This is a genomic window from Geothrix fermentans DSM 14018, from assembly GCF_000428885.1.
In the GTDB taxonomy this organism is placed as follows: Bacteria; Acidobacteriota; Holophagae; order Holophagales; family Holophagaceae; genus Geothrix; species Geothrix fermentans.
Window position 1 is genome coordinate 38,131 of the sequence record NZ_AUAU01000011.1, and the last position, 12,686, is coordinate 50,816.

The following is a 12,686-nucleotide window of genomic DNA, read 5'->3' on the forward strand; positions in this document are numbered from 1 at the left end:
ATTTCGTGGAATCGGAGCCTATCGGATGAGCCCCAGGCCCTCGACGATGGCCCGTTTCGCGAACCCGTCGGCCAGGGCGTACTGGATGAGGCCCCCCGCCAGGACGATGGCCGCAGACACCAGCACGGCCGCACCCGCCAGGGGGGCGTGGACCGCGGGGCGGTCGGAGGCCAGCCGCTCGGCCTCGGCGCTGGGCGCCTGGAGGAAGAGGGCCACCAGGAAGCGCAGGTAGTAGTAGGCGGACACCAGGCTCGCCAGGACGCCCAGAATCGCCAGGCCCACGTGGCCTGCGCCCACGAGTTCGCGGAAGATCATGTACTTGCCGTAGAAGCCGCCCAGGGGCGGGATGCCCGCCAGGCTCAGCATGAACACCGCCGCGGAGAAGCCCATGGCCGGGCGCTTCCAGCCCAGGCCCCGCAGGTCGTCGAAGGTGGTCTTCTCGCCCACCAGGCCGAAGGCGGTCAGCAGGCCGAAGGCGCCCATGTTCATGGCCAGGTAGATGACCAGGTAGAACAGCACGCCCGTGTAGGCGGCCGGGGTGCCGGCCACGAAGCCCAGCATGAGGTAGCCCGCGTGGCTGATGCTGGAGTAGGCCAGCATGCGCTTCACGTTGGACTGGACCAGGGCCGTGAGGTTCCCGAGGACCAGGGTGGCGACGGCCAGCGCCGCCAGGACCGTCTGCACCTTCGCGGTCACGGGGCCCATGGGGGCGAAGCTGCCGGGGAACACCCTCAGCAGGGCGATGAAGGCCACGCCCTTGGTGGCCACGGACATGAAGCCCGCGATGGGATGGGGCGAGGCCTCGTAGGCGTCCGGCGTCCACTGGTGGAAGGGCACGGCGGAGACCTTGAAGAGGAAGCCCAGGAGCATGAGGGCCGCGCCCGCCATCACCAGGGGATCCAGGAGGGCGCCCTGGGCCTTGAGGGCCCCGGCGGCCGCGGCCAGGTCGAAGGTCCCGCTCAGGCCGTAGATGAGCACGCCGCCCATGAGGAAGCAGCTGGAGGCCACGGCGCCGGTCATGAAGTACTTCATGCCACCCTCGGCGCTCTCGGAGCGGGCGCGCACGGTGCCGACCAGGGCGTAGAGGGGGATGCTGAACAGCTCCAGGCCCAGGAAGAGGGCCACGAAGTGCGTGGTGGAGGCGAAGAGCATCATGCCCGTCACCGAGAAGAGGAGCAGGGAGAGCGTCTCGCCCTTCACCCACCCTTCCTGGTGGAAGTGGTCCCAGCTCTGGAGGATGGTGAGGGCCGCGGCCACCGCCACGAAGATGCCCGTGAACTGGGCCAGGCGGTCCATGTGCAGCTGGAAGAAGGCTGGCTGGCTGCCGGTCTTCCAGAGGCTCGTCAGGAACCAGAAGCTGCCGGCCACCGCCAGGAGGGCCGTGCCGTACATGGCGCCGCGGATCCACTTGGTGGTGCCCTGGTCCTTGTCGAGGGACATCAGGACGACCAGGCAGGCGCCGAAGGCCGGGAGGAGCAGCGGCAGCAGGGCCGCCCACTGGCTGGGGGTGAGGCTCATCGGTGCACCTCGTGGGCAGCGGGGGCTTCGGAAACCGGGGCTTCGGAGGCGTGCGCCCCGGCGGATTCCCCGGGCGCGGCGGCCTCGCGGACGGCGGGGGCCAGGATGAAGGGCCGGGGGGCCGGGGCCTTGATCTCCTGGAGGAGGGCGGCCACGGGGGCCTCGCTGGCGCCCACGAAGGTCCGGGGGTGGACGCCCATCCAGACGATGAGCACCACGATGGGCAGCATCACCGCGATCTCGCGGGCGTTCAGGTCGCTGTGCAGGTGGTGGGTGCCGCTGTCCTCATCCTTGTTCTCGGGGCCCCAGAAGACCCGCATGAACATCCACAGCATGTAGACCGCGCCCAGCAGGACGCCGGAGGTGGCGAGGACTGCGTAGAGGCGGCCCCAGGTGAAGCCGGAGAGGAAGGTGCCGTTGAGGATCCAGAACTCGCCCACGAACCCGTTGGTGAGGGGCAGGCCGATGGAGCTCAGGGTCACGATCATGAAGAACGTGGTGAAGATGGGCATCTTCACGGCCACGCCGCCGAAATCCGAGATCATGCGTGTGTGGGCCCGGTCGTAGAGCATGCCCACCAGGAGGAAGAGCGCGCCGGTGCTTACGCCGTGGTTCAGCATCTGGAGCATGGCGCCCTGGGTGCCGATGACGGTCATGGAGGCCAGTCCCAGCATCACGAAGCCCATGTGGCTCACGGAGGAGTAGGCCACCAGCTTCTTGATGTCGCGCTGCACCATGGCCACCAACGCCCCGTAGACGATGGCGATGACGCTCAGCAGGGCGATGGGCTTGGCGTAGTGCATCGCCGCCTGGGGGAACATGGGGATGGCGAAGCGGATGAAGCCGTATCCGCCCAGCTTCAGCAGCACGCCGGCGAGGATGACGGAACCGGCCGTGGGCGCCTGCACGTGGGCATCCGGCAGCCAGGTGTGCAGGGGGAACAGGGGCACCTTGATGGCGAAGGCCACGGCGAAGGCGATGAAGAGCCAGCCCTGGACGCCGAAGGGCAGCGCCGAGGCCGCCTGGGCCATGAGGGCCGGGTTGAAGCCGCCGGCCTTGTTGGCCAGGTAGAGCAGCGCCACCAGCCAGAGGAGGGAGCCGCTCAGGGTGTAGAGGAAGAACTTGTTGGCGGCGTAGCGGCGCTCGTCTCCACCCCAGACCCCGATCATGAAGTACATCGGGATCAGCATGGCCTCCCAGAACAGGTAGAACACGAACAGGTCCTGGGCCACCAGGGCGCCCAGCATGCCCGTCTCCAGCAGGAGGAACAGGGCCGCGAAGGTGCCCATGCGGTCCTTGAGGCTGTTCCAGGTGCCCAGCATGGTGAGAGGCACCAGAAAGGTGGTGAGGAGCACCAGCCAGAGGTTGAGGCCGTCCACGGCCAGGGCGTAGTCCACAGGCAGGCCCACGAGGGTGAACCAGGGCGTGCGCTCTGCGAGGACGGTCCCGCCCGCCGCCGGGTTGTGGCCCAGGAGCCAAGCGAGGCTCAGGACGAAGATGGCCAGGGCGCCCAGGAAGCCCAGCAGGCGCGCCAGCTTGCCCAGCGCGTGCGGCAGGGCCATGAGCAGGAAGCCCAGGACGGTCGGCGCGAAGACCAGGAAGGTGAGGGGATGGAGGTTCAGCCAGGTCATCGCCCCACCTACTTCAGGAAGACATAGAGGAGGATCGCGGCCCCCAGCGCCATGCTGAGCGCGTAGTTCCGCACCCGGCCGGTCTGGAAGAGCGCCGTGAAGTCCCCGAAGACCCGGGCCAGCGCACCCGGCAGGTTCACGCCCACGCCGTCGATGATGATGACGTCGAAGAGCTTCCACAGGAGGTTCCCGAACCAGCGGATGGGCCGGAGGAGGTAGAGCTCCACACCCTCGTCCACATAGTACTTGTTCAGCAGCACCCGGTGGACCGTGGGGAACTTCTCCGCGAAGGCCAGCTCCCAGGCGGGACCGGCCTTGTACTTGGACCAGCCCAGGAAGCCGAAGACCAGGCCCAGGGTGGTGGAGATCGCCGCCAGCAGCACGGCCGGGCCCTCGTGGTGGCCGTGGGCTGCGTGGGTCTGGCCGTAGGTCAGGGCCGGCTTCAGCCACTCGCCGATGGCGAAGTGGCCGCCGAAGGCCTCGGGCACGCCCCAGAAGCCCCAGAGCAGCGAGCCCACCGCCAGCACCATGAGGGGGACCGTCATGGAGAGCGGGCTCTCGTGGGCGTGCTCGTAGGCGTGGTGGTCCCGGGGTTCGCCCCAGAAGGCCAGGGCCATGAGGCGCCACATGTAGAAGCTGGTGCAGCAGGCGGCGACGACACCCACCACCCACAGGGCCGGGGACTTGAGGTAGGCCAGGTAGAGGATCTCGTCCTTGCTGAAGAAGCCCGAGGTGCCGGGGAAGCCCATGATGGCGACGGTGCCGGCCACCATGGTGATGAAGGTGATCTTCGTCTTGTTCTTCAGCCCGCCCATCTTGAACAGGTCCTGCTCGTGGTGCATGGCGGTGATTGCGCTGCCGGCGCCGAGGAAGAGGAGGGCCTTGAACCAGGCGTGGGTGAAGACGTGGAAGAAGCCCGCGGCGAAGCCCGCCGCGCCCAGGCCCAGGAACATGTAGCCCAGCTGGGAGATGGTGGAGTAGGCCAGCACCTTCTTGATGTCGCGCTGGAAGAGGCCGATGGTGGCGGCGAAGAGAGCCGTGGCCGCGCCCACCCAGGCCACTACAGTCATGGTGGTGGGGGTCAGGGTGTAGACCGGGGCCAGGCGGCAGATCATGTAGATGCCGCTGGTCACCATGGTGGCGGCGTGGATGAGGGCGCTGACGGGGGTCGGGCCCGCCATGGCATCCGGCAGCCAGAGGTAGAGGGGCAGCTGGGCGCTCTTGCCCGTGGCGCCCACGAAGAGCATCAGAGTGGCGAAGGTGAGGATGCCGAAGCCGGCCTCGGGAGCCAGGTGGCCCGCCTGGGTGAGGATGTCGGCGATGGTCAGGGTACCGAAGGACGCGAAGAGCACCAGCATGCCGATGGACACGCCCAGGTCGCCCACGCGGTTGAAGAGGAAGGCCTTGAGGCCCGCCTGGGGGGCGAAGTCCGTCTCGAAGTAGTAGCCGATGAGCAGGTAGGAGCAGAGGCCCACGCCCTCCCAGCCCACGAACATCAGGGGCAGGCTCGATCCGAGGATCAGGGTCAGCATGAAGAACACGAAGAGGTTCAGGTAGCTGAAGAACCGCGCGTAGCCCTTCTCCGCGTGCATGTAGCCCACAGAGTAGAGGTGGATGAGGAAGCCGATGCCCGTGACGACCAGCATCATGGTGCCGCTAAGGGGATCGATCACCAGGCCGAAGGGCACGCTCATGGAGCCCGTGACCATCCACTCGGCGTAGTTCAGGACCAGCCGGTGGTCCGGCATGCCCTTCATGGCGAGGAAGGCGGACACGGCCAGCACGAGAGAGAGCGCCACTGTGCCCAGGCCCACGAGGGTCACGGCGCCCTTGCCGGCGCGCTTGCCCAGCAGGCCGTTGAAGGCCGCGCCCAGCAGGGGGAGGATCGGAATGAGCCAGTAGTACTTGTTCATCGCATCCTCACTGCTTCAGGCTGGCGGCCCGGTCCGAGTCCGTGGTGTCCCGGTGGCGGTAGAGGCCGATGATCAGCGCCAGGCCGACGGCCGCCTCGCAGGCGGCCACGGCGATGATGAAGAGGTAGAACACCATGGCCTGGGCATCCCCCCCGCGGAACCGGGCGAAGGCCAGCAGGGCCACGTTGGCGGCGTTGAGCATCAGCTCCACGCCCATGAACTGCATGAGGAGCGTGCGGCGCAGGAGCACCGTGGCCAGCCCCAGGAAGAAGAGCAGCAGGGCCACCACCAGGTATCCCTGGAGCCCGCCGTGGAGGATCGCATCCATGCCGGTCATCGCTGGCTCCTCACAGGTTCCGCTTCGTCAGCGCCACGGCGCCGATCATCGCGGCCAACAGCACCAGGCCCGCCACCTCGAAGCCCAGCAGGTGGTCCGCGAAGAGCGCCGTCCCCACCTTCTCGAGCGTCATGGCCTGGGGCATCGTGCTCCCCTTCTCCGCCAGGGCCTTCAGCCCGGCCGAGCCCATCACCAGCTTCACGCCGCCGAGGGCGAGGACCGCCAGCAGGGCCAGGGACAGCCACCGCTGCACGGGATGGGAGGCCTGGGCCTCCTCCTCCTGGTGGCTGTTCAGCATCATGATCACGAAGAGGACGAGCACCATGATGGCGCCGGTGTAGACGATGATCTGGAGGGCAGCAGCCACCGGGTTGGCCAGCAGCACGAAGAGCCCGGCCACGCCGAAGAAGGCCGCCACCATGCAGAGGCCCGCCACGACGACGTTCTTCTGCAGCAGCATCCCCAGGGCGCCCAGGAGGGTGATGAGGGCAAAGGTGATGAACATGGCCGCTCCCTTACATCGCGATCGTGCGGCGCGGCACGGATGGGGTGGGATCCTGGGAGATGCGCTCCTTGCCGTCGGCCTCGGTGTAGGTGTTCATCAGGTCCCACTTGCCGAACTGCATGGACAGCCGGTCGTAGGCGGCCACCTCGTAGTCCTTCCGGAGCCAGATGGCATCCTTGGGGCAGGCCTCCTCGCACATGCCGCAGTAGATGCAGCGCAGCATGTCGATGGTGAACTTGGCCGGGCGCTTCTCCTCGAAGCCCTGGGTGAAGGTGAGGTCGCTGAACTCCTCGGCCTCGATGCTGATGCAGCGGGCCGGGCAGGCCTCCTGGCACATGAAGCAGGCCACGCACTTGATGGCGCCGTCCTCGAACCGCTTCAGCTCGTGGAGGCCGCGGTAGCCGGCGGGCATCTCCTTCTTCATGTCCGGGTACTGGATCGTGAAGCGCTTGGCGCTGGGCGTGAAGATCTGCCTGAAGAAGTGGCGGATGGTGATGCCCATCCCCTTCATCACGGGCCAGACATAGGTGCGGTCCAGCCAGTTCAGCTCGACCTTCTTGACGACGACACCCATCGCCTACTCCTCAGTGGCCCTGGCTCATGCGCCAGGCGTGGAAGACCAGGTTGACCATGGACATCGGAAGCATCGCCTTCCATCCGAGGTGCATGAGCTGGTCGTAGCGGAAGCGGGGCAGGGTCCACCGGATCCAGACGTAGACCCAGGCGAAGAACAGCATCTTCACCAGGAAGCTGGCCACGGACAGCATCACCGAGGGGTCCTGCACGAAGGGCACCTGCCAGCCGCCGAAGTAGAGCGTGGCCATGAGGGCGGAGGCCGTCATCATGTGGCAGTACTCGGAGAGGGCCAGCAGGCTGAACTTCATGCTCCCGTATTCGGTGTTGAAGCCTGCCACGATCTCGCTCTCGCCCTCGGCGAAGTCGAAGGGCAGGCGGTTCGTCTCGGCGAACATGCAAGCGAAGAACACGATGAAGCCGAGGGGCTGGCGCACGATGTTCCAGGCCCAGGGGAGGTGGCCCTGCGCCTTGATGACCTCGGAGGGGTCGTAGCCGCCGGCGGTCATGAAGATGGCCACCACGGCCAGGCTCATGCCGATCTCGTAGCTCACCATGGTGGCCGACGAGCGCATGCCGCCGAGGATGGCCCACTTGTTGTTGCTGGACCAGGCCGCCACCAGCACGCCGTAGACCGCCATGCCGCCGATGGCCAGGGGATAGAGCAGGCCCATGCCGTTGCCGGGATCCAGCAGCGCCAGGTGGTATTCCTGGCCTCCGCTCACGAAGCTGCGGCCGAAGGGGATGACGGCGAAGCCCATGAGGGCCGGCACCAGGGCCAGGAAGGGGGCCAGCCAGAAGAGACCCTTGTTGGCGTCGTGGGGAACCAGGTCCTCCTTGAAGAAGAACTTGATGCCGTCCGCCAGGGGCTGGGCCAGGCCGATGATCTTGATTTTGCCGAAGAGGGCCGCCCGGTTGGGGCCGATGCGGTCCTGGATCATGGCCGCGCCGCGGCGCTCCACCCAGGTCCAGACGGCCGCCAGCGAGAAGACGCCGCCGAAGACGATGACGAGTTTCGCCACCATCCAAGCGGTGGCAGGCGTGGTGTGCAGCAGGCTTGCGAGCTTGTCCATGGGCGGCTTCCCGGCGGGCCACCCGCGGGGAGGCCCAACCCATCGAGCCTATCAGAGCGGGACCCTTCATGACACGGAGGGAAAGAACCCCGGGGGCGCCGATGCGACCTGGGTCACAGCCCCAGGCTCGGGCCCTGCCGGGCCCGAGTGGGAAAAGAATCAAGAAAACGTCTGGGCTGCGTAGCAGCCCTTGCTAAATCGCGGGCGCAGGCCGCGATTTAGCCCACCTTGGCCTCGAGCTTCGCCCACGAGTCCTTCAGCCCCACCGTCCGGTTGAAAACCGGACTGCCGGGCCTGGAATCCGGGTCCACGGCGAAGTAGCCCGTGCGCTCGAACTGGAAGCGCTCGCCGGGGGCCGCCTCGGCCAGGCTGGGCTCCAGGCGCGCCTCCGCGAGCACTTCGAGGCTTCCAGGGTTGAGGAGGCTTTTCCAGTCCTGCCCCTCGGCCACGTCCATGGGATCTTCCTGGGTGAAGAGGGCCTCGTAGAGCCGCACCTCGGCCCGCACGGCATGGGCGGCGCTCACCCAGTGGAGGGTGCCCTTCACCTTCCGGCCGTCCGGCGCGTTGCCGCCCCGACTGGCGGGATCCCACTCGCAGCGCAGCTCCACCACGTTCCCGGCGGCGTCCTTGACCACCTCCCGGCAGGTGACCAGGCATGCCCCCCGGAGGCGCACCTCGGCGCCGGGCGCCAGGCGGAACCACTTCTTGGGAGCCTCTTCCCGGAAGTCGTCCTGGTCGATGAAGAGCTCCCGGGTGAAGGGCAGCTTGCGGGTGCCGAGGGAAGGATCGTCGGGGTGATTGGGCACCTCCACCTCGAAGGCCTCGGCGTCGGCCATGTTGGTGATGACCACCTTCAGGGGGCGGAGCACGGCCATGCGCCGGGGGGCCCGCTTCTCCAGATCCTCCCGGATGCAGAACTCCAGCAGGCCCGCATCGGCCACCATGTCGCGCTTGGCCACGCCCACCTTCTCCGCGAAGGCCCGCACGGCCTCGGGGGTGTAGCCGCGGCGCCGCAGGCCGCAGATGGTGGGCATGCGGGGATCGTCCCAGCCCCGCACGATGCCATCCTGCACCAGCTGGAGCAGGCGCCGCTTGCTCATCACCGTGTAGGTGAGGTTCAGGCGGGCGAACTCGATCTGGCGCGGCAGGGGCCGCTGGAAGAACCTGCCCTCCACGTCCTGGTCCAGGAACCACTCGTAGAGGGGACGGTGGTCCTCGAACTCCAGGGTGCAGATGGAGTGGGTGATGGTCTCGATGGCATCCGACACGCCGTGGGCGTAGTCGTACATGGGATAGATGCACCAGGTGTCGCCCGTGCGGTGGTGGTGGGCCCGGCGGATGCGGTACATGAGCGGGTCGCGCAGGTTCATGTTGCCGCTCTGCATGTCGATCTTGGCGCGCAGGACCTTCGAGCCGTCCGGGAACTCGCCGGCCTTCATGCGGCGGAAGAGGTCCAGGTTCTCCTCGGGACTGCGGTCGCGGTAGGGGCTGTTCTTCCCCGGCGCATGGAAGTTGCCCCGGTACTCGCGGATCTCGGCCTCGGACAGGTCGCAGACGTAGGCCTTGCCCTGCTGGATGAGGTACTCGGCGTAGTCGTAGAGGAAGGGGAAGTAGTCCGAGGCGTAGTGCTCGCCCTTCCAGTCGAAGCCCAGCCAGCGCACATCATCGCGGATGGAGTCCACGTACTCCACGTCCTCCTTCACGGGGTTCGTGTCGTCGAAGCGCAGGTTCGTGGCGCCGCCGTAGGCCTTCGCCAACCCGAAGTTCAGGCAGATGCTCTTGGCGTGGCCGATGTGCAGGTAGCCATTGGGCTCCGGCGGAAACCGCGTGAGCACCCGCCCCCCATGCTTCCCCGAGACGCGGTCCGCCTCCACGATCTCCTCGATGAAGTGGAGGCTCCGGGATTCGGGCTTGGGTTCGGGGGTGGGCTGTTCAGCGGGCATGGGGCTCACGATTCATAAACCCCCAAGATACCAAGGCCTCCCATCAACCTCCAAAAGACGATTGGAGCCACGGATAAACACGGATGAACCCGGATATTGATAAAAATCCTATCTGTGTTCATCCGTGTTCATCTGTGGCTGAATCCCCTACCCCAGCCCGGCCGCGACCTGGGTGGCGCGCTCGATGCCGCGGGCCACGACGGAGCGGATGCGGCCGTCCTCCAGGGCCAGCAGGCCGGCGATGGTGCAGCCGGCGGGGGTGGTGACGTCGTCCTTGAGGGCGGCGGGATGGCGGCCCGTCTCCAGCACCATGGAGGCGGCGCCCAGGGTCATCTGGGCCGCCAGCTCCACGGCCACGGCCCGGGGCAGGCCGCACTGGACGCCGCCCTCGGCCAGGGCCTCAAGGATGACGAACATGAACGCCGGGCCGCTGGCGCTGAGGCCCGTGACCGCGTCCATGTGCCGCTCGTCCAGGTCCATGACCCGCCCCAGGGGCTCGAAGAGCGTCCGGGCCTGGGCCAGCTGGGCCTCGGTCACCCCCTGCCCCGCCGCCAGCACCGTCATGCCCCGGCGGATGGAGCAGGGCGTGTTGGGCATGGCCCGCACCAGCGGCGTGCCCGCGGGAGTGTGGGCCGCCAGGAAGTCCAGCGTCGTGCCCGCGGCGATGGAGACCACCAGGGGGTGGTGGTCCAGGGCCCCTGACGTGGACAGGCCCGCCAACAGGCCCTTCAGCTCCTTCGGCTTCACACAGAGCAGCACCACCTCCGCCTTCCGCACTGCGCCATTGGCATCGCTCGAGAGGGCGATGCCCAGACCCTCGGCCCGGGCCTGGGCCGCGCCCGGATGGCGCGTGGCGGCCTGGATGCGGCCCGCCGGGTAGCCCGAGGCCTCCACCAGGCCGGCGCTGATGGCCTGGCCCATGGTGCCGAAACCGAGGATGGCGAGTTGGGGATGGCGGCTCATGGCGACTCCCTGGAACGAAAAACCCCCGCCTTGGGGGGCGGGGGTGGATGGCGGGACCTGGATCCAGGTCAGCCGATCACGCGACTCCCCCCGCACGCGAGGTGCTAGGGCGCGGGTGGATGGCCAGGATGGAATTCATGCAAGTAAGCATACCCCAGGTCCGGCAGAAGGCATGGTCGAAGGTGGGACACGCCCCCGTTGTGCTCCAGGAGAGGTTCCGGTGTCACGACCGGCCCGGGTGGGGGGCCGATGCAGCCTTCTCAGCCACTGACGCTGCTCACCGTGATGGCCCAGGTAAACCCTCCTGGCCCAAGCACACACCAGATCACCTGGGCCCTCCCCCCTCCGAGATTGAGCACCGCGAGCGGATAGATGGCCTGACTCTGCCCGACAGGCGTATTCAAAGCCCCGGGCCCCCGGGTCGTCCACACCATCTCCCCGAGGCGGATCGGTGTGATCGGTTCCTGGAGGGTATCCGGAACACCGCAACGCCAAGCCATGGCCAAACTGCCATCTCCCTGCCGGTCCACCAGCAGGCCTCCTCCGTTGTTGCTTCCGAATTGGACATCGCTCGTACCCAGGACGCTAGAAGCCTGCCATCCCGTAGGTGAATACCCCGCGGCCATGACCTTCACGCTCCGGTCGGGGGCGTACCCGACCCAGGCCGCCTGCGGGTTGCCGGAGGGGTCCAGGACGAGCCGGTGAGCGGCCAGTTGGAAAGCGTTGTCCAGCCCCTGCCCCACCAGCGCCGGGAGGGACACCGGAGCCGACCAGCCTCCGCCGACCCAGTTCGAAACGTCGAAGGTTCCCGTGTAGCCATATCGCCCAAGGATCGGGGATCCATCCTTCAGCCAGAGGATCTCCATACCCGGGTTTGGATATCGGACCGTCCCCGGCGCATTCAATCCAGGCACGCCGACAGTGACCGGAGCTTCCGGAGGAAGGCCCTTGAGCCACCGGGACGTGTGGACGCCCGCCTCTCCAATGCGGGTCTCCATCCACCAGATGACCGCGTCTCCGATCGGAGATACGGAGAGCCCGATGTCGCGGATGCGGCTGATGGAGGGTATCTCCTCCGCCAGCACCTCCACCGGACTCCATGCCCCTGCCACCCAGCGCGTGGCGAGAACCTGCGAGGGATTCGACCAGGATCTCCACACGGCCACCGCGTTGCCGCTGGCATCCATCGCAACCTTGGGCATGGGATCAGGGCTGAAGGATTCCCCATATTTGGGCAGTTCCATGGACAGGCCAGCGGCCTCCCAGGTGCCCGCGACCCGACGCCGGAGGGTGAACGCATAGCCAAAGCCTTTGGATGGATCAACCTCGTAGGTCCCCAGGACCGCCTCTCCGGATGGCCCCACGGCCAGGTCGTACCCGAGGCTGCTCGAGCTCACCTGGACCGGAGATGACCACGAACCTTGATTCCCGATCGCCACCATCACCCGATAGAGGGACTGGCTTCCCACGGTCGGGTTCTCGCGCCAACTGCCGATCTGGTATCCGCCAGGCCCCGAACGAAAGATCGGAAAGAGGGTTTCGGAATAGGCGGCGGACCCGATCACCACTCCCGGAACGTTCTGAATCGGTCGTGTCCAGGCAGGCGCGGCAGGTTGGGAGGAGCCTGCCCCCCCACCCCCGCAGCCCAACAGCCCCAGGCACGCCGCCAGGCAACCCGCACAGAAGCGGGTCCAGCCCAATTGCAGGGAATACCTCATGTGAGCGCCCCCATATGCCAATCGAATTGTTATATGTTGCGATGAATTGGCCATCATACACCGGCTGGCCGAGGCGTAAGAGTGGACATTCACTCATCAACGCGAACCTTCGGTCGTCCGGCTCTCCGCCGGTGTTTCCGCTTCCTGGCCCGCCTTAACCGCCTACTGGTCCCGTCCCCGCCCCAGGGTCCACCAGGGGCAGTCCACCAGGTCGGAGACCACGAAGCCCTGGCGCATCTCCGAGATGCGCTGGAAGCGGGTGCAGGCGGGGGTATGGAAGCCCGTGGTGATCTCGCCGGGGCCCGACCGCACCCCGAAGTAGAACTCGGATTGTTCGAGGCCCAGCCGGAGCGCGGTTTCCTGGAGGGCCTCGCGGTGGTCCATGCCCTCGGGGATGCCCTGGATGACCTGCACCGCGTCGCCGGCGATGATCGTGGGGGCGTAGGCGGCGGCACCCTGATCCTCCAGCACGGCCAGGGTGATGTGGGTGAACTCCTGAAGGTCCATCAGCG

At 67.4% G+C, this 12,686-nt stretch carries 11 protein-coding genes; all 11 read right to left on the reverse strand.

Annotated features, from left to right (window positions below):
• Window positions 1–18: 18 nt before the first annotated feature.
• The gene (locus G398_RS0105140; protein WP_026852807.1) at window positions 19–1,518 is read right to left on the reverse strand and encodes an NADH-quinone oxidoreductase subunit N; all 1,500 of its coding nucleotides are present in this window, start codon (window positions 1,516–1,518) and stop codon (window positions 19–21) included.
• Window positions 1,515–3,149: an NADH-quinone oxidoreductase subunit M gene (locus G398_RS16355; protein ID WP_157492287.1), complete on the reverse strand. Its 1,635-nt coding sequence runs from the start codon at window positions 3,147–3,149 to the stop codon at window positions 1,515–1,517. Before G398_RS16355 ends, G398_RS0105140 begins: the two co-directional genes overlap by 4 nt.
• An 8-nt stretch (window positions 3,150–3,157) precedes the next feature.
• A complete protein-coding gene (gene nuoL / locus G398_RS0105150; protein ID WP_026852808.1) occupies window positions 3,158–5,062 on the reverse strand; it encodes an NADH-quinone oxidoreductase subunit L in 1,905 nt (634 codons plus the stop codon).
• A 7-nt stretch (window positions 5,063–5,069) separates the two neighbouring features.
• Window positions 5,070–5,390: an NADH-quinone oxidoreductase subunit NuoK gene (gene nuoK, locus G398_RS0105155; RefSeq protein ID WP_026852809.1), complete on the reverse strand. Its 321-nt coding sequence runs from the start codon at window positions 5,388–5,390 to the stop codon at window positions 5,070–5,072.
• Window positions 5,391–5,409: 19 nt separating this feature from the next.
• Window positions 5,410–5,904: an NADH-quinone oxidoreductase subunit J gene (locus G398_RS0105160; RefSeq protein ID WP_026852810.1), complete on the reverse strand. Its 495-nt coding sequence runs from the start codon at window positions 5,902–5,904 to the stop codon at window positions 5,410–5,412.
• A 10-nt stretch (window positions 5,905–5,914) separates the two neighbouring features.
• Window positions 5,915–6,478, reverse strand: coding sequence for a NuoI/complex I 23 kDa subunit family protein (locus tag G398_RS16360; RefSeq protein WP_052571487.1), 564 nt, complete (start codon window positions 6,476–6,478; stop codon window positions 5,915–5,917).
• Between the two features lie 10 nt (window positions 6,479–6,488).
• On the reverse strand, window positions 6,489–7,550 hold the full coding sequence (gene nuoH, locus G398_RS0105170) for an NADH-quinone oxidoreductase subunit NuoH (protein ID WP_052571488.1): 1,062 nt from the start codon (window positions 7,548–7,550) through the stop codon (window positions 6,489–6,491).
• 218 nt (window positions 7,551–7,768) lie between these two features.
• The gene (locus G398_RS16365; protein ID WP_043483736.1) at window positions 7,769–9,493 is read right to left on the reverse strand and encodes a glutamine--tRNA ligase/YqeY domain fusion protein; all 1,725 of its coding nucleotides are present in this window, start codon (window positions 9,491–9,493) and stop codon (window positions 7,769–7,771) included.
• A gap of 147 nt (window positions 9,494–9,640) precedes the next feature.
• Entirely contained in the window at window positions 9,641–10,456 is an 816-nt protein-coding gene (gene proC, locus G398_RS0105180; RefSeq protein WP_026852812.1) for a pyrroline-5-carboxylate reductase, read from the reverse strand.
• Between the two features lie 260 nt (window positions 10,457–10,716).
• On the reverse strand, window positions 10,717–12,021 hold the full coding sequence (locus G398_RS0105185; RefSeq protein ID WP_026852813.1) for a hypothetical protein: 1,305 nt from the start codon (window positions 12,019–12,021) through the stop codon (window positions 10,717–10,719).
• A gap of 315 nt (window positions 12,022–12,336) precedes the next feature.
• A complete protein-coding gene (locus G398_RS0105190; RefSeq protein ID WP_026852814.1) occupies window positions 12,337–12,681 on the reverse strand; it encodes a hypothetical protein in 345 nt (114 codons plus the stop codon).
• Window positions 12,682–12,686: the final 5 nt, after the last annotated feature.

Coding starts and splice junctions, on each gene's coding strand:
- G398_RS0105140 (WP_026852807.1), bottom strand. CDS start 1,518: ATGAGCCTCACCCCCAGCCAGTGGGCGGCCCTGCTGCCGCTGCTCCTC.
- G398_RS16355 (WP_157492287.1), bottom strand. CDS start 3,149: ATGACCTGGCTGAACCTCCATCCCCTCACCTTCCTGGTCTTCGCGCCG.
- nuoL (WP_026852808.1), bottom strand. CDS start 5,062: ATGAACAAGTACTACTGGCTCATTCCGATCCTCCCCCTGCTGGGCGCG.
- nuoK (WP_026852809.1), bottom strand. CDS start 5,390: ATGGATGCGATCCTCCACGGCGGGCTCCAGGGATACCTGGTGGTGGCC.
- G398_RS0105160 (WP_026852810.1), bottom strand. CDS start 5,904: ATGTTCATCACCTTTGCCCTCATCACCCTCCTGGGCGCCCTGGGGATG.
- G398_RS16360 (WP_052571487.1), bottom strand. CDS start 6,478: ATGGGTGTCGTCGTCAAGAAGGTCGAGCTGAACTGGCTGGACCGCACC.
- nuoH (WP_052571488.1), bottom strand. CDS start 7,550: ATGGACAAGCTCGCAAGCCTGCTGCACACCACGCCTGCCACCGCTTGG.
- G398_RS16365 (WP_043483736.1), bottom strand. CDS start 9,493: ATGCCCGCTGAACAGCCCACCCCCGAACCCAAGCCCGAATCCCGGAGC.
- proC (WP_026852812.1), bottom strand. CDS start 10,456: ATGAGCCGCCATCCCCAACTCGCCATCCTCGGTTTCGGCACCATGGGC.
- G398_RS0105190 (WP_026852814.1), bottom strand. CDS start 12,681: ATGGACCTTCAGGAGTTCACCCACATCACCCTGGCCGTGCTGGAGGAT.